Annotated in this window: 15 protein-coding genes; 13 read left to right on the top strand and 2 right to left on the bottom strand. The window is 43.1% G+C overall.

From position 1 onward, the window contains the following. The first annotated feature begins 96 nt into the window (after window positions 1-96). The 13 genes from proQ (at window position 97) to rmf (ending at window position 21,046) form a co-directional block, all read left to right on the top strand. The gene (proQ, locus tag AB4623_RS16595) at window positions 97-720 is read left to right on the top strand and encodes an RNA chaperone ProQ (RefSeq protein WP_017057223.1); all 624 of its coding nucleotides are present in this window, start codon (window positions 97-99) and stop codon (window positions 718-720) included. Between the two features lie 17 nt (window positions 721-737). Next, the gene (gene prc / locus AB4623_RS16590) at window positions 738-2,732 is read left to right on the top strand and encodes a carboxy terminal-processing peptidase (RefSeq protein WP_372146890.1); all 1,995 of its coding nucleotides are present in this window, start codon (window positions 738-740) and stop codon (window positions 2,730-2,732) included. Window positions 2,733-3,054: 322 nt separating this feature from the next. After that, window positions 3,055-3,738: a hypothetical protein gene (locus tag AB4623_RS16585; RefSeq protein WP_017630022.1), complete on the top strand. Its 684-nt coding sequence runs from the start codon at window positions 3,055-3,057 to the stop codon at window positions 3,736-3,738. A gap of 217 nt (window positions 3,739-3,955) precedes the next feature. Further along, window positions 3,956-6,562 (top strand): aminopeptidase N, encoded by a 2,607-nt coding sequence (pepN, locus tag AB4623_RS16580; RefSeq protein ID WP_136982183.1) that lies wholly within the window; start codon window positions 3,956-3,958, stop codon window positions 6,560-6,562. A gap of 219 nt (window positions 6,563-6,781) precedes the next feature. Continuing rightward, window positions 6,782-7,000 (top strand): DUF2835 domain-containing protein, encoded by a 219-nt coding sequence (locus tag AB4623_RS16575; RefSeq protein ID WP_004733645.1) that lies wholly within the window; start codon window positions 6,782-6,784, stop codon window positions 6,998-7,000. A gap of 228 nt (window positions 7,001-7,228) precedes the next feature. After that, window positions 7,229-12,070 (top strand): NAD-glutamate dehydrogenase, encoded by a 4,842-nt coding sequence (locus AB4623_RS16570; protein ID WP_017066961.1) that lies wholly within the window; start codon window positions 7,229-7,231, stop codon window positions 12,068-12,070. 330 nt (window positions 12,071-12,400) lie between these two features. Beyond that, the gene (gene pyrD, locus AB4623_RS16565; RefSeq protein WP_017063847.1) at window positions 12,401-13,411 is read left to right on the top strand and encodes a quinone-dependent dihydroorotate dehydrogenase; all 1,011 of its coding nucleotides are present in this window, start codon (window positions 12,401-12,403) and stop codon (window positions 13,409-13,411) included. Window positions 13,412-13,617: 206 nt separating this feature from the next. Next, complete coding sequence (locus AB4623_RS16560) at window positions 13,618-14,166, top strand: cell division protein ZapC (RefSeq protein ID WP_017063848.1); 549 nt, start codon at window positions 13,618-13,620, stop codon at window positions 14,164-14,166. A gap of 507 nt (window positions 14,167-14,673) precedes the next feature. Beyond that, complete coding sequence (rlmKL, locus tag AB4623_RS16555; protein WP_372138239.1) at window positions 14,674-16,794, top strand: bifunctional 23S rRNA (guanine(2069)-N(7))-methyltransferase RlmK/23S rRNA (guanine(2445)-N(2))-methyltransferase RlmL; 2,121 nt, start codon at window positions 14,674-14,676, stop codon at window positions 16,792-16,794. A gap of 25 nt (window positions 16,795-16,819) precedes the next feature. Next, window positions 16,820-17,080: a glutaredoxin family protein gene (locus AB4623_RS16550; protein ID WP_019823251.1), complete on the top strand. Its 261-nt coding sequence runs from the start codon at window positions 16,820-16,822 to the stop codon at window positions 17,078-17,080. Continuing rightward, the gene (locus AB4623_RS16545; RefSeq protein WP_372146888.1) at window positions 17,058-18,974 is read left to right on the top strand and encodes an ABC transporter ATP-binding protein; all 1,917 of its coding nucleotides are present in this window, start codon (window positions 17,058-17,060) and stop codon (window positions 18,972-18,974) included. Before AB4623_RS16550 ends, AB4623_RS16545 begins: the two co-directional genes overlap by 23 nt. 9 nt (window positions 18,975-18,983) lie before the next feature. Next, window positions 18,984-20,711 carry a DUF3466 family protein gene (locus tag AB4623_RS16540; RefSeq protein WP_372146887.1) on the top strand — a complete coding sequence of 576 codons (1,728 nt, stop codon included), beginning with the start codon at window positions 18,984-18,986 and terminating at the stop codon, window positions 20,709-20,711. Between the two features lie 161 nt (window positions 20,712-20,872). Continuing rightward, window positions 20,873-21,046, top strand: a complete 174-nt coding sequence (gene rmf / locus AB4623_RS16535; RefSeq protein ID WP_017059676.1) for a ribosome modulation factor — start codon at window positions 20,873-20,875, stop codon at window positions 21,044-21,046. Between the two features lie 252 nt (window positions 21,047-21,298). On the opposite strand, the gene fabA is transcribed toward rmf, so the two are convergent. Together fabA and AB4623_RS16525 are read right to left on the bottom strand one after the other, a co-directional pair. Further along, entirely contained in the window at window positions 21,299-21,814 is a 516-nt protein-coding gene (gene fabA / locus AB4623_RS16530; protein WP_017059675.1) for a bifunctional 3-hydroxydecanoyl-ACP dehydratase/trans-2-decenoyl-ACP isomerase, read from the bottom strand. Between the two features lie 70 nt (window positions 21,815-21,884). Further along, the gene (locus AB4623_RS16525; protein WP_372146885.1) at window positions 21,885-23,537 is read right to left on the bottom strand and encodes an AAA family ATPase; all 1,653 of its coding nucleotides are present in this window, start codon (window positions 23,535-23,537) and stop codon (window positions 21,885-21,887) included. Window positions 23,538-23,691: the final 154 nt, after the last annotated feature.

The raw sequence follows: 23,691 nt of genomic DNA, 5'->3' as shown, positions 1-23,691 counted from the left end.
TTATTCTCTTACTGTGGTTTTTCCCAAGCATCTCTCTATAATACGTAAAAATATTTTCTTAATGCTCGCGGAAAACCGCAAAAACCAGGAACCCACATGGAAAACACTGAAAAGTTAAAAAACAGCAAAGAAGTTATCGCATATATTGCTGAATGTTTCCCTAAATGCTTTACTCTAGAAGGTGAAGCGAAGCCACTTAAAATTGGTATTTTTCAAGATCTTGCTGAACGTCTAAATGAAGACGAAAAAGTAAGTAAGACTCAGCTTCGTGCAGCGTTAAGACAGTACACATCATCATGGCGTTACCTGCACGGCGTAAAAGCTGGCGCAGAACGTGTTGACCTAGACGGCAACGCGTGTGGCACACTAGAAGAAGAGCACGTTGAACACGCTAAAGCTACACTTGCAGAAAGCAAAGCGAAAGTTCAGGCTCGTCGTAAAGAACAAGCACAAAAAGCTCGTGAAGAAGGCAAAGCGAAACCTAAGGCGAAGAAAGCTCAACAGCCTCGTCGTCAAGCGCCTAAAGCACCAAAAGTAGAAAAGCCTGTAGAAACACGCGCTTTGAACGCTGACGAATTCATCGCTGGCAAAGAAGTAAATGTGAACATGGGTAAAGGAAACATGGCTGCGACCATTGTTGAAATCAATAAGGAAGATGTGCGTGTTCAGTTAGCAAACGGCCTACAAATGGTTGTTAAAGCGGAGCACTTGCGCGCTTAAAGGAGATACTCCTACGCATGAAATGCCGTTCAAAATTGACACTGATTGCTGCTAGCTTTTGGCTAGCAGCTTCAGCTCAGGCTCTTGAAGCCAAATTAGATCAGGACGATTTACCTCTACTCGCTCCTGAGGTCCAACACGAAACTGCTAGTAAACGTGTTACTTCTCGATTTACTCGTTCTCACTATAAACACTTCAATCTCAACGATGATTTCTCTCAAGCTATCTTTAATCGTTACTTAGAGATGCTGGATTATAATCGTAATATCTTCACTCAAGCTGATATTGACTCTTTCGCTGCGTCATCTACACAAATTGATGATCAACTGAAAGCAGGCAATAACCAGATTGCATTCGATGTTTATAATTTGTCTATGCAGAAGCGTTTTGAACGTTTTCAATATGCATTGTCTTTGCTAGATACAGAGATTAAGTTTGATACCGATGAAAGTATTGAGCTCAATCGTAGTGAAGCGGAATGGCCAAAAGATATCGCTGAAGTGAATGAGCTTTGGAGAAAACGCGTTAAATACGATGCGTTGAATCTAAAACTTACTGGTAAAGAGTGGCCAGAGATTCAAGAAGTTTTGGAAAAGCGTTACAACAATGCGATGAAGCGTATTACGCAATCGCACAACGAAGATGCTTTCCAAATCTACATGAACGCATTCGCGCGTGAAGTTGATCCGCACACCAGTTACCTTTCTCCAAGAAATGCAGAACAATTCCAATCTGAGATGAATCTATCTCTAGAAGGTATTGGCGCTGTACTTCAGATGACAGACGACTACACCGTTATTCGTTCTTTAGTGGCTGGTGGCCCTGCTTCAAATAGCAAACAATTGAGCGATGGCGACCGTATTGTTGGCGTTGGTCAAGATGGCGAAGAGATTGTTGATGTTATCGGCTGGCGTTTAGACGATGTAGTGCAATTAATTAAAGGACCGAAAGGGACTAAAGTTAAGCTACAGATCTTGCCAGACGGTAAAGATGCAAAAAGTCACGTTGTCACAATTGTACGCGATAAGATTCGTTTAGAAGACCGCGCTGTTAAATCAGAAGTTATCGAGAAAGATGGCAAGAAGATTGGTGTACTCGAAGTACCTAGTTTCTATGTTGGTCTTTCTAAAGATACCGATAAACTGATCACCGAGCTTAAAGAGCAAGGTGTTGAAGGTATTATTGTTGATCTGCGAAACAATGGCGGTGGTGCACTCACTGAAGCAACTGAACTCTCTGGTTTGTTTATCAAAGAGGGACCCGTTGTTCAGGTGCGTGATAGCTACGGTCGTGTCAAAGTGAACAGTGATACTGATGGCGAAATTAGTTACCAAGGTCCACTAACGGTATTGGTCAATCGCTACAGTGCTTCAGCCTCTGAGATCTTTGCGGCAGCGATGCAAGATTACGGTCGTGCAATCATTCTTGGCGAAAACTCTTTCGGTAAAGGAACGGTGCAACAACATCGCTCTTTGAATCATATCTATGATTTGTTCGATAAAGAGTTAGGCTACGTTCAATACACAATCCAAAAATTCTACCGAATCAATGGTGGTAGTACGCAAAACAAGGGTGTAGTACCTGATATTGCTTACCCAACGCCAATTGATCCTGCAGATACTGGTGAAAGTGTTGAAGACAACGCTCTTCCTTGGGACAGCATCGACAAAGCGAAGTACTCAGTGTTACAGCGTAACGATGAGCAGATCGCAGCGTTGACGGCTAAACACGAAGCTCGTATCGCAACAGACATGGAATTTGGCTTTATCGCGCAAGATATTGAAAAATATAAGGCAGATAAAGACGACAATGACCTTTCTCTTAATGAAAAGGTTCGTCAACAAGAGAGTGATGATGCGGATGCGCTTCGTCTAGAGCGTATTAACCAACGTCAAAAAGCCGCTAAGTTAGAGGCATTTAAAACGTTGGATGATATTCCAAAAGACTACGAAGCCCCGGATGCTTATCTTGATGAATCAGTTGCTATCATGCTGGATATGATCAAGAAATAAACAAAATACCTGTTATAAGGTGATTGTTTAAAGACGTACTATTTGAAAAGCGAGCTTAGGCTCGCTTTTTTTGTACCTGTGTTCTTGCCTCGAATAATGTCATGTTAACGGCATGCTTCCTCGCTTTTTAACTTGCTGCAGAACCACTGTTATTTGATTTTCGGCTGTGAAGTACACTGTAAAAATAACTAAACTTAAGTATTTTTTTTCGAGTGATAATGACATTTAAGTTACTTCGCACTTAAAATTTAGTGACTTAGATCATATTTTTTCGCTTTCTATTCATTACGTGCCTAAGCTTAAAGAAAACGAGGGGACGCTTATGAAATGGATTCTACTATTTTTATCTTGTTTAAGTTTTGTGGCTTTTGGGAGCGAGGTCGCTTCGAGTAGCCAACAATCAAAAAGCGATAGTAATCTATCTCATTTTGACCTTCCTTTGCTGCTTGGTGATTGGTATTTGATGAATCCTGATCCTGAGCAAGGCACTGAAAACTTTAGAGCGATCAAGCTCACTCTTGATTCAAACTACTCATTCACTATCGATATCCAAAAGAAAGACTACAGTGTCGATCATTGGGAAGGTTTGTATAACGCTAATGAAGACACGATTATTTTGGGTTTGAATACTTCTGAGCCTCAGGTTTACGCGTACAGTAGTAATCATAATATGCTGAATCTTAACGGTGTTATGTTCACCAAAGCCTTGCCTAACGCCCTAGCTGGAATATGGTCAAGCGCCGAACTGTCTGGAAGCGATTTGCGTGCCAGCAACATTCAAAAAATGGATTTAGTGCTTCAACCAGATTTTATCTTCATGTTCCGAGTGTCCGATGAAGAAGGCGGAGAAGTCATTCGTCGCGGTGTGTATTACACCGAGGGCGACCAATTAGTACTGCTTTATGAGAACGGTGAACACGGTACTCGTTACACATTGAACAGTGATGTTTTGACGCTTCAAGGTGAAGAGGGAGACATGTTCGCGGTGCTTAATCGCATACGTTAAGGACGAGTTTTAGCCATAAAATCGGCTCGTTGAAAATATGGCACACAGTTCATTTCTTAGCCGTTCCTTTCTGATTTGATTGATAAAATAGCAAAACATGGAGGCATTTTCCTACAATGCCTCCTTTTTTTAATATTCCCCTTGTGTTCTTGGCGCTCAACCTTTAGATATATACAGTTAACAAATAATTACGTATAACGATCAAAAGGAACCCGTCATGGCACATACACCTCAAGCCAAGTATCGTAAAGATTATCAATCACCATCTCACACGATTTCTGAAATCGATCTTACTTTCGATTTGTACGACTCAGCATCCATTGTTACGGCTGTTTCTAGTGTTAAGCAGGAGAAAGACAGCACGACATTAGTACTTGATGGTGAAGGCTTGAAGTTGGTTTCTGTTTTGGTTGAAGGCAACGAATGGACTCAGTACGAGCAGTCTGAAACTCAACTTACGCTGAATGACCTTCCAAAAGAATTTACTCTAACCATCGTTACCGAAGTTAACCCTGAAGGGAACAGTGCACTTGAAGGCTTGTACAAGTCGGGTGGCGCGTTCTGCACTCAATGTGAAGCTGAAGGTTTCCGCCGTATCACTTACTACATGGATCGCCCAGATGTGTTGGCGAAATTCACTACAACGGTAATTGCAGACAAAGCAGAGAACCCATTCTTATTAAGTAATGGTAACCGTGTAGATGAAGGTGAAGCTGAAAACGGTCGTCATTGGGTGAAGTGGCAAGACCCACATCCAAAACCAGCGTACTTGTTTGCTTTAGTAGCGGGTGACTTTGATGTACTTCGTGACGCATACACTACACAATCGGGTCGTAAAGTTGACCTAGAAATCTTTGTTGATAAAGGCAATCTAGACCGTGCGAGCCACGCGATGGTTTCTTTGATTAACTCAATGAAGTGGGACGAAGAACGTTTCAATCTTGAATACGACTTAGACATCTACATGATCGTAGCCGTTGATTTCTTCAACATGGGTGCGATGGAAAACAAAGGCTTGAACGTATTCAATTCGAAGTTCGTTCTAGCAAACGACCAAACTGCAACGGATACAGATTACCTAGGTATTGAAGCAGTAATCGGCCATGAATATTTCCACAACTGGACAGGTAACCGAGTGACGTGTCGCGATTGGTTCCAGTTAAGTCTGAAAGAAGGCTTAACGGTATTCCGTGACCAAGAATTCTCATCTGATCTTGGTTCTCGCGCAGTAAACCGTATTAACAATGTACGTATCATTCGCGGTCCACAATTTGCAGAAGATGCTAGCCCAATGTCTCATCCAATTCGTCCAGAAAAAGTGATAGAAATGAATAACTTCTATACTTTGACAGTGTACGAAAAGGGCAGTGAAGTGATCCGTATGATCCACACATTGTTGGGCGAAGATGGTTTCCAAAAAGGCATGAAGCTGTACTTCGAACGTCACGATGGTACGGCTGCAACATGTGAAGACTTCGTCGCGGCAATGGAAGATGCGTCGGGCGTTGACTTATCTCAGTTCCGCTTATGGTACAGCCAGTCTGGTACGCCGACGCTGTCTGTTGAAAGTAAGTACGACGCAGAGAAGAAACAGTACACGTTAACAACTCGCCAAGTAACAGCGCCAACTCATGAGCAAACGGAAAAGCAGGCTCTGCATATTCCTCTTGATATCGAGCTGTACACAGCTGCGGGTGAAGTTGTTGAGTTACAATGTAACGGTAAGCCAGTTCATAATGTATTAGATGTGAAAGAAGCAGAGCAAACGTTCGTGTTTGAAAACGTTTCTGAGCAACCGATCCCATCATTACTTCGTGAATTTTCTGCGCCAGTGAAATTGGAATATGACTACTCAGATGAAGAACTGATCTTCCTAATGGTAAATGCACGCAATGAGTTCTCTCGTTGGGATGCGGGTCAAATGCTATTAGCGAAGTACATCCGCAGTAACGTTGAGAAGGTTCAACAGGGTCAAGCGTTTGAGCTTTCTGATTCTGTTGTTGATGCATTCCGTGGCGTACTGCTGAGTGATTCACTAGAGCCTGCGTTTATTGCAGAAATGCTTTCTCTACCAAGCCACAATGAAGTATCGGGTTGGTACGAGCGCGTTGATATTGATGCGGTCGCATCGGTTCTTAACTCGATGAAAGTTACATTAGCTGCAGAACTTGAAGACGAGTTAGCGGCGGTTTATCACAGCCACGCACTAACAGAATACACGATCGATCACGATTCGATTGGTAAGCGTACTCTACGTAAAGTTTGCTTAAGTTACTTAGCTCATACTGGGCAGGGTAATGACTTGGTTGTTGCGATGTATCAACAAGCGAATAACATGACAGATACGATGGCAGCAATGGGCGCGGCAAACAGTGCACAACTACCATGTCGTGAAACCTTGATGGTGGATTACAGTGACAAGTGGAAACACGATGGTCTTGTTATGGATAAGTGGTTTGCATTGCAAGGTACAAACCCAAGTTCAAACGCACTTGAAGTGATCAAAGCGTCGATGTCGCACCAGGCGTTCAGTTTGAAGAACCCGAACCGTACCCGTAACTTGGTCGGTTCATTCTTAAACATGAACCCGGTTCAATTCCACGACAAGTCTGGTCAAGGCTATGCATTTGCAGGCGAGATCTTACGTGAACTGAACAGCAGCAACCCGCAAGTGGCTTCACGTCTGATTGACCCGCTACTTAAGTTCCGTAAGTACGATGATGAACGCCAAGCTCTGATCAAAAAAGAACTAGAGACGTTAAAGAACATGGACAACCTAGCAAAAGACTTGTTTGAGAAAGTGACGAAAGCACTAGAGGCTTAAGTCAGCGCGCATTCAGGTAACTGTTTGCTAATAAGCGGTTTACTAATAAACTGTTTGCTATAATGAAAGGTCATCAGTGGTAGAGAATATCTGCCACTGATTTTTTGTTTCTGGTTCATCGAATTTTCGATAAGCTAGAGCAGCTTCAAGTTCAGTTTCACCGTCAGACATCTAAAAGTGCCAAAAAACACTGGCACTGTATATTTATACAGGTATCGTATGAATCGCTATATTTTCCAACTTAACATCTCATATCAGCAGTTTTTGGCCAGCTATTCTGGCGCCGCAAGTAAAGTTCAAGTGATAACAACAACAGGTTTACGCTTACAGTTACCTGCAACTCGGTTCAGACCATTTCTTACACAAATAGGGGTTAGAGGGCAGTTTAGGCTGACAACTGACCAAAAAAATAAGTTTATTAAGTTAGAAGCTCTGTAAACCTTGGCGTGCCTAGTGAGTTAAAAGGAATCTTAATCACATAATCAAACATTTCAGCTCTTACCACCTCCAAAACAATTAACTATTTTTCAATAATGCTTTTACAATAAATGAATGCATTACCTTTGCTTAACTCGTTAGTAGAAAAGCGCTCAACGGCACGTTTCAAACACCAGATTAAGTGATCCCCCTAATAATAAAATATAATTCTAATTGTGGAGTGTGACTATGACCGCACGTGAAACTGTGGTTCCAGTTTTACTTGAAAAAGTTTACAAGCTGATTCAAGACAAACTTGACCTTGCTCATCGACCTCTCGTAACTCAACTTGCTCAACACTTGTTTAGTAACGTTTCTCACGACGATCTAACTCAGAGAAACGAATCCGATTTATATGGTGCTGTAGTTAGCTTATGGCATCACATCAATGAAAAGAAAGCCGACGAAATCTCTGTACGCGTATTCAACCCGACGGTAAGTCGTCAAGGTTGGCAGTCTACTCATACTATCGTTGAGATAGTCGTTCCAGACAGTCCATTCCTTGTTGATTCCGTAAAAATGGCATTGACTCGCCTAGACCTTTCTTCTCACCTTATGCTTCATAACCCAACACAAATCTCTCGCTCAGATAAGGGCAGTGTTGTCGGTGTAAGCAATAACGAAGGTGCATTCCAATCGCTTTTCCATATCGAAGTTGACCGTCTGAGTAGTAAAGCTGAAATGACAGCACTTAAAACGGAGTTGCTGGATATCTTTACCGACACTAGCTTAGTCGTGAACGATTGGTTGAAGATGGTTGAAAGACTTGAAGAAGTGACCAATCAAGTTGAACAGCAAAAAGAGAGCATTCCAGTAGACGGCCAGCGCTTTGATGAAACGTTGGCGTTTCTTCGTTGGTTAGGCCAACACAACTTTACATTCATGGGTTATAAGGAATATGACCTAGTTTCAGTTAACGGCGACACTGAACTGCAACCGACCAAGGAGCAAGGTCTTGGTTTGTTTGCGAACTCAGATCGTGTACGTAACGTTAAGCTATCTGAGTTTTCTGATTCGGCACGTCTTGAAGCGAAAAAGCCTTATGTGCTTATCGTAACCAAGGGCAACACGGCTTCACGCATTCACCGCCCAGCTTACAACGATTACATTGGTATTAAGAAGTTCGATAAGAACGGTAAGGTCATTGGTGAGCACCGCTTTACTGGTCTTTACACATCTGCCGTTTATAACCAAACCGTTGAAACGATTCCTCTTGTTCGCGAGAAAGTAGAACGTATTTTGGATGCGAGTGGTTACCGTGAAGGTTCATACTCTTACAAAGCGCTGCACAACATTCTTGAAAACTACCCACGTGATGAACTGCTGCAAGCTCGAGAAGAAGAGCTACTAGAAGTCGGTACGGGCGTAGTACAAATGCAAGATCGCGATCTCCTGCGTTTGTTTGTTCGCAAAGACCCGTTTGGTCGTTTCTTTAGCTGCATGGTTTACGTAACAAAAGATCGTTACAACACTGAGCTTCGTCGCCAAACACAGCGCATCTTGAAACAGTACTTTGGTTGTGAAGAAGAGGTTGAATTTACAACGTACTTCTCTGAAAGCCCGCTAGCAAGAACGCACTATATTGTTCGTGTTGATAACAACAACATGGATGTGGACGTGAAAACAATTGAGCAAAATTTAATGGAAGTATCGTCTACGTGGGATGACCGTCTGTCTGAATCTATCATTGCAAACTTCGGTGAAAGCAAAGGTCTTCCATTGTCGAAAGAGTACATGCGTGCATTCCCACGTTCGTACAAAGAAGACATGATGCCAGGTTCTGCTGTTGCCGACATTGAACGTTTAGAAGCGCTAAGTGAAGACAACAAACTGGGTATGCTTTTCTACCGTCCTCAAGAAGAAGCGGCAGATTCAAAAGCCGTTCGTTTGAAGTTGTTCTACCACAGCGATGAGCCAATTCACCTTTCTGATGTTATGCCAATGCTTGAAAACTTTGGCCTACGCGTTATCGGTGAATCTCCATATGAAGTGCGTAAAACCAACGGTGTGACCTATTGGATCCTTGATTTCTCTATGCTGCACAAGAGCGATAAGACCATTGATCTTCGTGAAGCTCGCGATCTTTTCCAACAAGCCTTTGCGGCAATCTGGGCGGGTGAGTTAGACAGCGATGGTTTCAACCGCTTAGTACTTGGCGCTGGTCTTTCTGGCCGTGAAATCTCAATCTTACGTGCTTATGCTCGTTACATGCGTCAAGTTGGTTTCCCATTCAGCCAACAATACATTGAAGACACATTGTCTCATTACCCAGAATTAGCGAAAGGGCTAGTGAGCCTATTCGGCAAGCGTTTTGACCCGAAACTGAAGGGCAGCGTAAAAGGCCAACAAGATCTTATTAAGAAGATCACTGAACAGTTGGATCATGTAGAAAGCTTGGATGATGATCGTATCATTCGTCGCTACATGGAAATGATCACTGCAACGCTTCGTACTAACTACTACCAAGTAGACGAGAATAAGCAGTCTAAACCTTGGTTGGCTCTGAAAATGAGACCAAGCGAGATTCCAGATATCCCTGCGCCGGTTCCTGCGTTTGAGATCTTCGTTTACGCACCAGACATTGAAGGTGTGCATTTACGTGGCGGTAAAGTAGCACGCGGTGGTTTACGTTGGTCAGACCGTCAAGAGGACTTCCGTACTGAGATTCTAGGCCTAGTTAAAGCGCAACAAGTTAAGAACACGGTTATCGTACCGGTTGGTGCTAAAGGTGGTTTCGTTTGTAAGCGTCAACACATGATGTCTGGCCGAGACGAGATCTTTGCTGAAGGTCAACGTTGTTACAAGCGCTTCATCCGTGCATTGCTAGACGTTTCAGACAACATCATTGAAGGTGAGGTTATCCCACCTAAGAGCGTTGTTCGTCACGATGAAGATGACCCATACTTGGTTGTTGCAGCCGATAAAGGCACCGCGACATTCTCAGATCTAGCGAACTCAGTAGCTGAAGAGTACAACTTCTGGCTAGGTGATGCGTTTGCATCGGGTGGCTCTAACGGTTACGACCACAAAGCCATGGGTATCACGGCGAAAGGTGGCTGGGAATCGGTTAAACGTCACTTCCGCGAAATGGGTATTAACTGTCAAAGCACAGACTTCACTGCCATTGGTGTGGGTGATATGGCGGGTGACGTATTTGGTAACGGTATGCTGCTATCTAAGCACATTCGCTTGCAAGCTGCGTTTAACCACATGCACATCTTCATTGACCCGAATCCAGAATCAGCATCAAGCTGGGTAGAGCGTGACCGTCTGTTTAATCTGCCTCGTTCAAGTTGGGAAGATTACAATAAAGACCTGATTTCTCAAGGTGGTGGCATCTTCTCTCGCCGAGCGAAGTCTATCTCTTTGACACCTGAAATTCAGAAAATGCTGGGTACCAAGAAAGCATCAATGGCACCAAACGACTTGATCAAAGCGATCTTGTCTATGAAAGTTGATCTACTTTGGAACGGCGGTATTGGTACTTACGTTAAGTCTTCTAGTGAGACTCATACCGATGTGGGTGACCGTGCAAATGACGTGCTACGTATCGATGGCCGTGACCTGAAAGCTAAGGTTGTTGGTGAAGGCGGTAACTTGGGTATGACTCAATTGGGTCGTATTGAATACGCTCTAACGGGCGGTCGAGTTAATACTGACTTTGTCGATAACGTTGGTGGTGTAGATTGCTCGGATAACGAAGTTAACATTAAGATCTTCTTGAATGGCTTGGTGTCTAATGGTGATCTTACCGTTAAGCAACGTAACCAAGTTCTTGAATCTATGGAAGATGAAGTAGGTGAAATCGTACTAGACGACGCTTACTGCCAAGCTGAGTCTATCTCTGTTACTGAGCATCAAGGTGTAGGCTTAGTGAAAGAGCAAATCCGCTTTATCCACACAATGGAAAAAGCCGGGTACTTAGACCGTGGTTTGGAATACATCCCAGATGACGAAACGCTGCTAGAACGTGAGAAGCAGGGCCAAGCACTAACAAGACCAGAGCTATCAGTATTGATCGCTTACGGTAAAATGGTTCTAAAAGAAGATCTTGTGAGTGATGACATTGCGAATGATGAGTTCCATGCTCAACAACTGATGCAATACTTCCCAACAGAGTTACGCCGTAACTACTCTCAGCACATGGATAACCATCCACTTCGTGCAGAGATCATTGCGACTGCGCTTGCTAACCAAATGGTTAACGAGATGGGCTGTAACTTCGTGACTCGCTTGCAAGAAGAGACGGGCGCGAACATTGTTGATATTGCGAATGCTTACGCGGCATCACGTGAAATCTACGGCCTGGGTAAGGTATTGAAGAGCATCCGTGAACTGGACAACATCTCAAGTTCTGAAGCTCAATACGAATTGCTTTACCATGTACGTCGTACGCTTCGTCGTCTAGCACGCTGGTTGCTAAGAAACCGTACCGGTAAACAGTCAGTGAATGCATTGATTGAGCTTTACCAAGGTGATGTCGTCGCAATTACTGAGAAGCTGGATGAAAACCTAGTGGCTTCAGAAGTAGAAGAGCATCAAGCAATGGCTCAAGTATGGATTGACCAAGGTGTAAACGCTGAGCTGGCTAATTCAGTGGCTCGTTTGTCTAGCCTGTACTCAGCACTGGATATATCTACAGTGGCTCGTGAAACAGGTAAAACAGTACAGCAAGCGTCTAAGCTTTACTTCAACCTAGGCGACCGTTTGTCACTGCACTGGTTCTTGAAGCAAATCAATGGCCAAGCTATAGACAACAACTGGCAAGCACTGGCGCGTGCAGCATTCAGAGAAGATCTGGATTGGCAGCAACGCCAGTTAACTGGTCAAGTACTTAACTGTGGTTGTGCTTCAGATATCGATGTGATTAAAGCGCTTGATGACTGGATGGAAAGTAACTCTGTTTCTCTACATCGTTGGGAAAGCATCCTAAACGAATTCAAAGTAGGTTCTGTTCATGAGTTTGCTAAGTTCTCAGTAGCACTGCGTGAATTGATGCTGTTGAATCTAAACTGCATGTCAAAAGACTAGTTACTAGATAAGACGAAAAAGTATAAGGGCAGGCCAAAAGGTCTGCCTTTTTCGTTTCGGTAAAGTGGAAACAATAGGCCTAACGACTTTTGAAGAACAAACTTCGACGCAAACGTTGTTTGTTGTTAAGTGACCTGATGGCTGTACTAAGGTTGAGATTAGAAATGGCTTAATAACTTGAAGAAACGATAACGTTTGCTTAATAATGAACCTCATTCGTTAGCAAACTTGATTATCTTACCCTTACAGACAGTAATAGATTGAATAGTTGGGTAAATAAGTAAATAATAGCGCCCCGTTTACACGGGGCTTTTTTCTATCGGAGGCACAATGCTTTACCGTCTAGCCAGAACTGGCTTTTTCCAACTTGATGCCGAAAAGGCACATGATCTTGCAATTCAAAATTTCAAGCGCTTCACAGGCACACCTATTGATCTTTTGTATCGCCAACAATTACCTCACCGACCTGTAGAGTGCATGGGTCTTACTTTTAAAAACCCAGTTGGCCTTGCTGCTGGCCTAGATAAAAACGGCGAATGTATTGATGCATTTGGCGCAATGGGTTTTGGTTTCGTAGAAGTAGGAACAGTGACTCCACGTCCGCAAGCGGGTAACGACAAACCTCGTTTATTCCGTCTTGTTGAAGCTGAAGGTATCATCAACCGCATGGGTTTTAACAACCTAGGCGTCGACAACCTTGTTGAGAATGTTAAGAAGTCGAACTACGATGGCATCTTAGGCATTAACATTGGTAAGAATAAAGACACACCAATTGAAAAGGGCGCTGAAGATTACTTGATCTGTATGGAGAAGGTATATCAATACGCTGGTTACATTGCTGTGAACATCTCTTCACCAAACACTCCAGGACTTCGTTCTCTACAATACGGCGAAGCTCTAGACGATCTATTGTCTGAACTTAAAACGAAACAATCTGAACTGGAAGAGAAGCATGGTAAATATGTTCCTCTTGCTCTTAAGATTGCTCCGGATCTAAGCGACGACGAAATTCGCCAAATTTGTGAATCATTGATCAAAAATAAGATCGATGGTGTGATCGCAACAAACACAACATTGGATCGTTCAATCGTTGAAGGTATGAAACATTGTGATGAAGCGGGTGGCCTAAGTGGACGTCCTGTTCAATCTCGTAGTACTGAAGTAGTTCGTAAACTTCACGAAGAGCTGGGTGACAAACTGCCGATCATTGGAGTAGGTGGTGTTGACTCGTATGTTGCTGCAAAAGAGAAAATGATGGCGGGCGCGAAGCTTGTACAGGTTTACTCTGGTTTCATCTACAAAGGCCCAGGCCTAGTTGGCGACATCGTTAAAAATCTATAAGCTGAAAATTGCTTTTATTTTTGAAAATCGACAATCTGGCATCGTCTTACTAAAAGAGACACTGTAACTCACTGAGTTGTAGAGAAAAGCGATAAGAAAGAGGAATTCATTTCCTCTTTTTTTTTGCCTATTGCTCAGTAAAATTACTGTAATTGAAGGTAATTTTGCGTTTTACCTAATGGAATGGTTCAACAGTGTGAGACGAAATGATGCTTAAACCTAGCGATACATGGAGTTGGTATTACGATGAGCAGCAATGTTCATTAATGCTAAACCTCGGAGAGGATATGATTTTCAAAACGAATCTGGTCCGCAATAAGCTGGTGGACTGCGCGTTTCGAGATAATGAATTCACCGTTGATGACGCATCTTCATACCAAACCTTCAAAGAACAAATTTCTGGCTTAGAACTGTCTGAGCCTCGTCAAGCTGAATTAGCACTCTATTGTGTGGCAGCAAAGCGTTTCCATAAGCCTGTACAGCCTAAGAGTTGGTTCTTCGACTCACAAGGTACTGGCCATGAATATCCTCAAGAAGGGGATATTGTACAAATGAATAACGAGCATAGCTTAGGGTATTTCATTGTATTAGAAGTGGGAGAGTGTGCGAGCCTATGTGCATTTGTTGACCTAGAAGAGTTCCTGTTAACGCCTTCAAAAGGACTGCGATTTGGAGACTCAATCAAGGTGATGCACGATAGAATGGTAGACGCGAACGCTATCCTTCATCAGACACACATAGCGATGGTAGGTTAACCTCTAATCTAGCACATCATTTCAACCACGCATCGCAGCACACAAACGTATAAACCTTCCTCAGAATCGGCTCATTAGCCGATTTTTTTGTGCCTAAAAAACCTCATCCTGATAAATACATCACGGCTTAACCATTTAAATAGTGAACTTACGACTATTTTTTCACCTTAATTTCTGCCCGTTTTCATCGCCAGAAGAGTAAATCTACCGTCTTTATTCCCTGTTTTTGGTCTTTTGTAGCTAAATTTCATCCATAAATCTCCTTTGGTATATACCAGTTTTGAGGTGAATATAAATTCACATTGCTACTTTGGTTAATAAGTGGTCAGAAATGAAGTTGGTTTGATAGGTCTTATGTTCTAAGGGGATGTGGGTAAGCGATCGCTTCAAGACTGTGCATTTGCTAGCCAGTTAGTCGAAAGATTCAATGAAAAGACGTGTTTAGTGTGATGCTCTAGTTACAAATTCAGGTATAATCGAACTCATTTTTATCAATAAAAGAACACTATGAATCAATATCTAGCGGTTACCTCAAACGGCCTTGAGAATTTATTAGTTGAAGAACTAACCCAACTAGGGATTACAAACGCAAAACCTGTTCAAGCAGGTGTTAAATTCAAAGCGACCAATGAGCAAATTTATCGTTGTTGTTTGTGGAGCCGTTTGGCTTCTCGATTTGTACGTGTCCTTTCTGAATTCACTTGTATGGACGACATGGATTTGTACCTATCAACCACTGCGGTTAACTGGGTAAATCAATTCCATAGCTCTAAGCGTTTTGTTGTTGACTTCAATGGTACGAACAACGAAATCCGTAATAGCCAATACGGTGCGATGAAAGTAAAAGATGCGGTTGTCGATTGCTTCGAGAAGAAGTCTTTGCCTCGTCCTTCTATCAGCAAAGAGAACCCAGATGTTCGTATTCACGTTCGTCTACACCGTGATAAAGCGATTCTTGGTGTTGATATGGTGGGTAGCGGTCTTCACCAACGTGGCTACCGTCCAGAATCAGGTCGTGCTCCGCTGCGTGAAACACTAGCTGCTGCAATCCTTCTTCGTAGTGGTTGGGATGCAACGAAACCTTTCTTAGATCCTATGTGTGGTTCAGGTACGTTAGTGATTGAAGCTGCAATGATGGCTGCAAACCTAGCACCGGGTGTTAAACGTCAGAAGTGGTGTTTTGAATCACTAGAAGATTTCGAGCCTGAGCTTTGGGCTGAAGTTAAAGCAGAAGCGAACGTCCAAGGCCGTCGTGGCGTTAAGAAAGTAGAATGTAAGTTCTATGGCTATGACAATGACGAACGCATGATCAAAACAGCGCGTGACAATGCTCGTCGTGCTGGTGTTGAAGAGTTGATTGAATTCGAAGTAGGTGATGCTGCAAAACTTAAGCGTCCTACCGAGTTTACTGATGGTGTGATTGTTTCTAACCCACCTTATGGTGAGCGTTTAGGTACAGAGCCGGGTCTTATTGCTCTTTACACAGCATTTGGCGCGCAGCTTAAAGCTGAATTTGGCGGTTGTAACGCGTCTATCTTCTCTAGTTCAGACGAACTACTGAGCTGCTTACGCATGCGTGCAGACAAACAGTTCAAATTGAATAACGGTGCGTTACCGTGTCACCAAAAGAACTACTCAATTTCAGATCGTCCGATGTCAGAACGTCCAACGGGCGAGCAAGAACAGTTAATTGCTCCTGACTTCGCAAACCGTCTTAAAAAGAACATCGGTAAAATTGGCAAGTGGGCTAAGAAAGAGCAATTAGATTGTTACCGTATCTACGATGCGGACTTACCAGAATACAATGTAGCGATTGATGTATACCCAGGTCATCTTGTGATTCAAGAATACGCAGCGCCTAAAGATGTACCGGAAGAGAAGGCTAAACGTCGCTTAACCGATATCATCCGTGCTTCTATTCAAGTAACAGGCGTAGAAGCAAACAACGTTGTGCTTAAAGTTCGTCAGAAACAGAAAGGCCGTTCTCAATACCAGAAATTGGCTCAAGACTCATCGAACTTAGAAGTGAACGAGTATGGCGTTAAGCTGATTGTTAATCTTCATGATTACCTAGATACCGGGTTGTTCCTAGATCATAAGATCACTCGTCGTCGTATCGGTGAGATGGCCGCAGGTAAGGATTTCCTAAACTTGTTTGCTTATACAGGAAGTGCATCTGTTCATGCTGCTGTGGGTGGTGCTCGTTCTACAACTACTGTTGATATGTCTAATACCTACCTAGAGTGGGCGAAAGAGAACATGGAGCTTAACGGTCGTGTTGGTCGTCAACATCAGTTTGTTCAAGCTGACTGTCTACAATGGCTAGCTAAAGAGCAGGGTTCTTATGATCTGATCTTTATCGATCCACCTACGTTCTCTAACTCAAAGCGTATGGATCAATCTTTCGATGTTCAACGTGATCACATTCAGCTGATGGAAAACCTTAAACGTCTTCTTCGTGAAGAAGGCACGATTGTGTTCTCTAACAACAAGCGTCACTTCAAAATGGACTTGGAAGCTCTAGATGAGTTAGGTCTTAAGGCTCAGAATATCTCAGCGAAGACACTTCCATTGGACTTCTCTCGCAATAAGCACATTCATAACTGCTGGTTGATTACACATAAGTAGTTAAGAGATCGTATAAGGATATATAGTGCTGACTCTCTACAGTACAGAAGGGTGCCATCTATGTGAGATGGCATTCCAACTCACGGAACAGTTAAACATTAGCCATCACGTCAACGTTGTTGACATTGCATTTGATGATGAGCTCTTTTCCCGTTACGGGGTCACTATTCCGGTGCTCAAATTTGAAAGCTCTGACCTTTCTCAAAGCTCAGAGCTTAACTGGCCATTTGGCTTGTTAGAACTTAATGATTGGTTAAAGAAGAATGGCATTACTTACAATTCATAATGGGCAATTAGCGTTTGGTGATCACCCATTATTAGATCGTGCGGACTTCGTGCTGCAAGAAAACGAACGTGTATGTTTAGTAGGGCGCAATGGCGCTGGTAAGTCGACATTGATGAAAATCCTATCTGGAAACATCATCATGGACGACGGTAAGATGCAAATCACGCAAGATGTGGTTGTGTCTCGTCTAGAACAAGATCCACCGCGTAATGAACAAGGTACAGTTTATGACTATGTTGCTGGTGGCCTTGCTGAAATCGGCGAACAGCTGAAGATCTATCATGATCTTCTGGATCTCATCGCGACAGACCCAAGTGAAAAGAATCTAAACCGCCTTACTCGCGTTCAAGAACAACTGGATCATGCTAATGCATGGCGTTTTGAAGATCGTGTAAGTAACGTATTGGGAGCACTTAAGCTGACTGCTGAAACCAAACTGACAGATTTGTCTGGTGGTTGGCAACGTAAAGCGGCACTTGCTCGTGCGCTTGTATGTGACCCTGACGTGCTTCTACTCGACGAACCGACTAACCACTTGGATGTTGCAACCATTGAATGGTTAGAGGGCTTCCTGAAAGACTTCCGCGGTTCAATCATCTTTATCTCGCATGACCGTGCGTTCATTAAATCGATGGCAACACGTATTGTCGATCTTGATCGCGGTAAATTGAGCTCTTTCCCGGGCGATTACGAAAATTACCTTGTTGAGAAAGAAGAGGCGCTTCGTGTTGAAGAAATGCAAAACGCTGAATTCGATAAGAAGCTTGCTCAAGAGGAAGTTTGGATTCGTCAGGGCATCAAAGCTCGTCGTACTCGTAACGAAGGCCGTGTTCGTGCGCTTAAGAAGCTACGTGAAGAACGTTTGAACCGTCGTGAAGTGCAGGGCAAAGCGATTATCCAAATCGACGATGGCCAGCGTTCAGGCAAGATTGTATTTGAAGCTGAGAATCTTAACTTTGGCTTTGAAGGCAAAGAAATTGTTAAGGACTTCAGCTTCAACATCATGCGTGGCGATCGTATCGCTCTGATTGGTCCTAACGGTTGTGGTAAGAGTACGGTACTTAAGCTGCTTCTTGACCAGCTTAAGCCTGATTCAGGTCGTTTGCATTGTGGTACTAAGCTTGAAGTCGCTTACTTTGACCAATACCGCGAAATTCTAGACCCTGAGAAGTCTGTAATTGATAACCTCGCGGATGGTAAGCAAGAAGTGACCGTAGGTGGCCGTGAGCGTCATGCTCTAAGCTACTTACAAGATTTCTTATTCTCTCCAAAACGTGCTCGCACTCCTGTTAAAGCACTATCTGGTGGTGAGAAAAACCGTCTGTTATTGGCGCGTATTTTCCTTAAGTCGAACAACTTGTTGATTCTCGATGAGCCAACCAACGATCTAGATATCGAAACTTTGGAACTTTTAGAAGATTTGCTTGCCAACTATCAGGGTACGCTGCTTTTAGTGAGTCACGATCGTCAGTTTGTTGATAACACAGTGATGACAAGTTGGATCTTTGAGGGTAATGGCGTTATTGAAGAATTTGTTGGTGGTTACCACGATGCTCAGCAGCAAAGAAAGCAAGCATTAGAGTACCGACAGGTTGAAAAGCCATCAAAGCCTGAGAAAGTAGTTGAGGAAACTCCCAAAACTGCGCCAGTTAAGGCTAAACCTAAGAAGTTATCGTATAAGCTACAACGAGAACTAGAAGCGCTACCAATGCGTTTGGAAGAATTGGAAACTCAAATTGAAACTCTTCAGGAAGAAGTCAACGATCCAAGCTTCTTTTCAAAATCTGTAGAGCAGACACAACCAGTTTTAGATAAGCTATCTGCAGCAGAGCAGGAGCTTGAAGTTGCTTTTGAGCGCTGGGAAGAGCTCGAGGCACTACAACAGGAAAGTTAAGAAGTAATAATGACTTGTACTAAATTTAAATTAACAACAGTTGCAGCGCTAGTTTTGGCTGCAACCAATGCCAACGCTGCACTTTACAAAGTAGTTGAAGTAACGCCTTCGATTACAGGTGCATCTGAAATCTTTGGTGTAGCGATTCAGCCAGCAACAGTTACAGACACTGAAAGTTGTTTTACGACTGGTACCGTTGGCGGAGTTGCATGTGATAGCTTTAAATTGGCTGGTGAAACTCGCAATGCAGTTGATGGAATCGGTTATCGCGAAGAAGTTCCGTTTGCTATGGATGCACCCTTCCAATACATTCAAGAACGTGATGACTTTGAAAACTACTGCTACCGCGAGCTTAGATATTCTACTTGTGAAAGTTGGGCCGACAATCGTTGGGCTACTTGGAGTAAAGAAAGCGACCTTAGTTATGTAAACGCGAAAGCTTTTATTGATAACGGTAGCTCTATAAGTCCTTATAATGTAGCAATTACTGCTCTGGATGAATCAGGTGCACCACTTGGTATTAAGTCAAACGGTAACGATATTCGTTATAATGCGGTTACAACAGTGCCTCTTACAGCCTCATCTGAATCACGTGCTTGGGGCGCTCTAACCGTTAATGATGGTACTACAGACATCGTTTACAATTTTGGTAGCATTTCGGTACAGGGACCTAAAACGGATACTTCTGATACGACATTCAGTTCTAAAGCTGCTATCTGGAAAGACGGAGAAGTTCATCAATTTATTTGGAAGCAAGGTGATATCCCCAAAACTGGAGACTACTTTGCTCAGGGAAGCATGCGTGGCCTTGCGGAAAACTCAGGAAAGTTATACGGCGTAGGTTTCGATACAGTGAATGGTAATGGTGATCTACAAGACATGAATGCAAGTGTCTTTGTAAGTGACTCATTAGACATTACCGGTGCTACTTGGGAAACTAAAATTATCAGCGGCGCAGAGGTAAAATCTGGTTCATCGAATGACGATGCTAGATACAGTAACTCTGTAGCGACTGACATCAACGATAATTTGTTCGCTGTTGGTTATTCTAAGCGTAATGGTTATGTACCAGAGAGTGGTAGTGCAGGTAATAAGCCTTTCGTTGTAACCGATGCCAAAAACCCAACAGCAACGTACTTGTCTGGTGGTATCTTCTTTGGTGGCTCAAGTGGTGAAGCTAAAGCCGTTAACAACTTCAATGAGTTTGTCGGTCAAATAGATGCAGAAACCACTCGTGAGGTTGATGGCAGTGAGCGTAGACATAGAGGCTTTATCTACCCATACAATGTCGACTCCTCGAAAGATGAGCGTCGTGTAGACATCTTTAATGGCCAAGCTTGGTGGATAGATGATCTAACAAACGGTGCAAACGCAGATGGGCAAGATTACTCTGACGCTAATAACTATTTCCGTATCATTGATGCGACAGATATTAATGATGCCGGTGTGATTTCTGCGACAGCTATTAAATGCATGCTTGATACAGATGGAGATGGTAGAGGAGATAAGGAACAAGCCTACGATACAACGTCTCATAACTCATACTGTGCCGGTGCGTCATCTAATGCGGTAGAAGAGGTTGTTGCGGTTAAACTGGTTCCAATTGCAGGTGCGACTAAAGATGATATTCAAACTCGTAGTGCCGACTCAGAAAAAGTTGATCGTCAAGGCGGTAGTCTAGGTTGGTTAACTTTGACTGTTCTTGGTCTATTAGGGTTCCGTAGAAAATTTAAATAATTTTATCTCTTGAGCCCGAGTTCACATTTCTGAATTCGGGCTTTTTTTCGCCTTGAGAAAAGTAAAAAATTGTTCGATTCTTAAAGTTGGAGTCACAAAAACTCCGTAAAGTTGTAATCATTGTATGTTAGTAAATGTAACACCCGTATGAGGACTGCACTATGAAGAGACAAAAGCGTGATCGACTAGAACGAGCACAATCTCAAGGCTACAAGGCTGGTTTAAATGGACGGTCGCAAGAAGCTTGCCCATATAGCCAAATGGATTCTCGGTCTTATTGGTTAGGTGGATGGCGTGACGCCAAAGATGACAAGCAATCAGGTCTCTATAAGTAGATAGGGCGTAAAGAATTCAAGGTCAGGGCTCCATTGTCTGTTGATTACAACGGCTGGAGCCTTGTTAGTTTCAGAACAACACAAAGACTCCCAGAGCTATGTAGCATTCTAGTTTCGCTATCATAAGCGTATCGCTGGTGGATTTATCCTGTTTCAAGCTTAATACGGGATACTTTAATGCACTATAACTAAATTTATTGGAACGAAAATAAAGCAGCCATGGGCTGCTTTACTAAAAATCTAACTATTAGATTAGAATGCTGACGTATCTTGGAAAAGGCCAACTTTCAAATCTTTAGCAACGTAGATCTCTTTACCATCAACAAGTACGCGACCATCCGCAAGGCCCATAACTAGACGACGGTTAACAACACGCTTCATGTGGATCTCGTAAGTTACTTTTTTCGCAGTAGGTAGAATTTGACCAGTGAATTTCACTTCGCCAACACCTAGAGCACGGCCTTTACCTTCGCCGCCAACCCAACCAAGGTAGAAGCCAACAAGCTGCCACATTGCGTCAAGACCTAGACAACCAGGCATTACTGGGTCACCCGGGAAGTGACAATCGAAGAACCATAGGTCAGGAGTAATATCCAGCTCAGCAAGAACTAAACCTTTACCGTAATCACCTTCAGTTTCAGACATCTTAGTGATGCGATCCATCATTAGCATGTTCGGTGCTGGTAGTTGAGGGCCTTGTGGCCATAGTTCGCCTTGGCTTGATGCTAGAAGCTCTTCGCGAGTGTAAGAATCACGTTTGTTTTGCATTATCAATTACTCCGATTTTTGATAGGTGCATATTAGTGAACAGGTGTACGCTAAACAAGTCCGATCAGTACTAGACAAACCAGTTTTTAATGCGTCCAACGATTCCAATAGGGTGCTCATGTCTTTCAAAGTTTTCAATACGTTCCGCGATTTTACTCAGAACGCTTTCTTGTTCATCGTCTCTAAATGGCTTGTTCATAATGAGAGGAATTGCTTCGTCTACATTAGACACAGACCAAATATGGAATTCTTCATTCTTAATGCTTTCAATAAGGTCAGGCTTTAGTGCAAGATGCCTTAAGTTAGATCTTGGAAGGATCACACCTTGTTCGCCTGTTAAGCCGTTGTGCTTACACACATGGTAGAAGCCTTCGATTTTCTCGTTTAGCCCGCCAACAGCTTGCACACGTCCAAATTGGTCAACTGCACCTGTAACCGCAATTTGTTGATTGATAGGGTATTCAGACAAAGCACTCACCAGAGAACAAAGCTCAGCAAGAGAAGCACTATCGCCGTCTACTTCGCAATACGATTGCTCAAACACAACAGAAGCAGCGTATGGCAACGGATCTTCAAGGTTTAGTGCGCTGCTCACAAATGCTTGCATGATCATCATACCTTTAGCATGAAGATTACCACCCAACTCGGCTTTGCGCTCAACGTCGGCAATATCCCCATCACCAAAGTGAATAACGCAGGAAATTCGTGCAGGTTCACCATAAGAGATCGGGTGTCCTGGAACATCGATAACCGTCAGACCATTAACTTGACCAACTTGTTCGCCCTCGGTTTCGATAATGACTTGGCCATCTCGAATATCATCAAGGGCGCGTTCTGGTAGGTAAGATTCGCGGTTATATTTGTGCTGTTGAGCTTGTTGGATATGGTGAATATCAATCTCACCATTGTCGGCTTCAATCAGAGCTTCGTTCAATAATGCATTGTGCCAAATAGGGCATAATGGAATATAGCTTTGATCTTCCGTTTCTCTTGCTCCGGCAGTAAGAATGCCCGTCAACGCTTGTTGCGTGATGGTTGCCAATTCATAACGTTGTTGAAGCCACTTAAGGTAACCAAGATATTGAGTCAAAGTCTCTTCAGAGAGCTTGATATCTTGTTCAATTTCGCTAAATAGGCAAAAGCCGGTTTGAATATCGCTGTCCAGGTAATCAAGGTCACCTAGTTGAGCTCTGTCTCCAACAACAATCAACTTAATGTTGTAAGTCAAAGGCAAAGTCGGGGATTGGTTCAAGTGCTCTGGATTACTGCTGATTGGTTCTACGGCTTCACCAAGCAGTGCTGATTTAAGCAGTAACCAGCTTCCTGGGTTGGCCAAGATCAAGTTTGCTGAAACGATCAGATAGCCGTTGTTTGCTCTAGCCAGTAGGCCGGGCTTTGTCGCTACAACCTTACCGTCTTTTGACTGAACTTGGTCAAACAGAGAGACAGCATTTAAAGACTCAGTTTTTATAACCGGTAGAGTGTGATCATCTAAAGCAGTGACTAGAGATTCAACAATCATTTGACGATAGATCGAATTGTCTGGAGCGTTTACAAGTAAAACACGCGAAAGGTTAGACAAACGGACAAAGCGGGTTAACGCATCTTTGAATCTATGTTGAATATCTGAAAACGGGAAAGGCGAGATGTCAGGGAATTGCTCTAATTGAGCGCTATATTCGTCGTACTGAGGCGTAACATGTCGCCAATCTACTTGAGTCATTTAAGTTTCTGATTATGATAATGAGGTAGGGAGTATATAGAAAAACCGATCTCGCTTGTAGCTCTATGTTGTAGTTACTAATCACTAAGCTAATATAAGTATGATCTTGGTCTATTCTTTCAAGATCATAATTGTTAAATAGCCTATTTTGGGT

The sequence above is a fragment of the Vibrio sp. 10N.222.52.C12 genome (assembly GCF_041474215.1).
GTDB classification, from domain to species: Bacteria; Pseudomonadota; Gammaproteobacteria; order Enterobacterales; family Vibrionaceae; genus Vibrio; species Vibrio crassostreae_C.
Note: the sequence above shows the minus strand (reverse complement) of the source record. Positions and strands in the feature narration are given on the sequence as shown.

Excerpts from the sequence above, each read along its gene's own strand:
- fabA (WP_017059675.1), bottom strand. The coding sequence starts at position 21,814 with ATGCAAAACAAACGTGATTCTTACACTCGCGAAGAGCTTCTAGCATCA.
- pepN (WP_136982183.1), top strand. The coding sequence starts at position 3,956 with ATGGCACATACACCTCAAGCCAAGTATCGTAAAGATTATCAATCACCA.
- AB4623_RS16540 (WP_372146887.1), top strand. The coding sequence starts at position 18,984 with ATGACTTGTACTAAATTTAAATTAACAACAGTTGCAGCGCTAGTTTTG.
- proQ (WP_017057223.1), top strand. The coding sequence starts at position 97 with ATGGAAAACACTGAAAAGTTAAAAAACAGCAAAGAAGTTATCGCATAT.
- rlmKL (WP_372138239.1), top strand. The coding sequence starts at position 14,674 with ATGAATCAATATCTAGCGGTTACCTCAAACGGCCTTGAGAATTTATTA.
- AB4623_RS16560 (WP_017063848.1), top strand. The coding sequence starts at position 13,618 with ATGATGCTTAAACCTAGCGATACATGGAGTTGGTATTACGATGAGCAG.
- pyrD (WP_017063847.1), top strand. The coding sequence starts at position 12,401 with ATGCTTTACCGTCTAGCCAGAACTGGCTTTTTCCAACTTGATGCCGAA.
- AB4623_RS16525 (WP_372146885.1), bottom strand. The coding sequence starts at position 23,537 with ATGACTCAAGTAGATTGGCGACATGTTACGCCTCAGTACGACGAATAT.
- rmf (WP_017059676.1), top strand. The coding sequence starts at position 20,873 with ATGAAGAGACAAAAGCGTGATCGACTAGAACGAGCACAATCTCAAGGC.
- AB4623_RS16575 (WP_004733645.1), top strand. The coding sequence starts at position 6,782 with ATGAATCGCTATATTTTCCAACTTAACATCTCATATCAGCAGTTTTTG.
- AB4623_RS16585 (WP_017630022.1), top strand. The coding sequence starts at position 3,055 with ATGAAATGGATTCTACTATTTTTATCTTGTTTAAGTTTTGTGGCTTTT.
- AB4623_RS16545 (WP_372146888.1), top strand. The coding sequence starts at position 17,058 with ATGGCATTACTTACAATTCATAATGGGCAATTAGCGTTTGGTGATCAC.
- prc (WP_372146890.1), top strand. The coding sequence starts at position 738 with ATGAAATGCCGTTCAAAATTGACACTGATTGCTGCTAGCTTTTGGCTA.
- AB4623_RS16570 (WP_017066961.1), top strand. The coding sequence starts at position 7,229 with ATGACCGCACGTGAAACTGTGGTTCCAGTTTTACTTGAAAAAGTTTAC.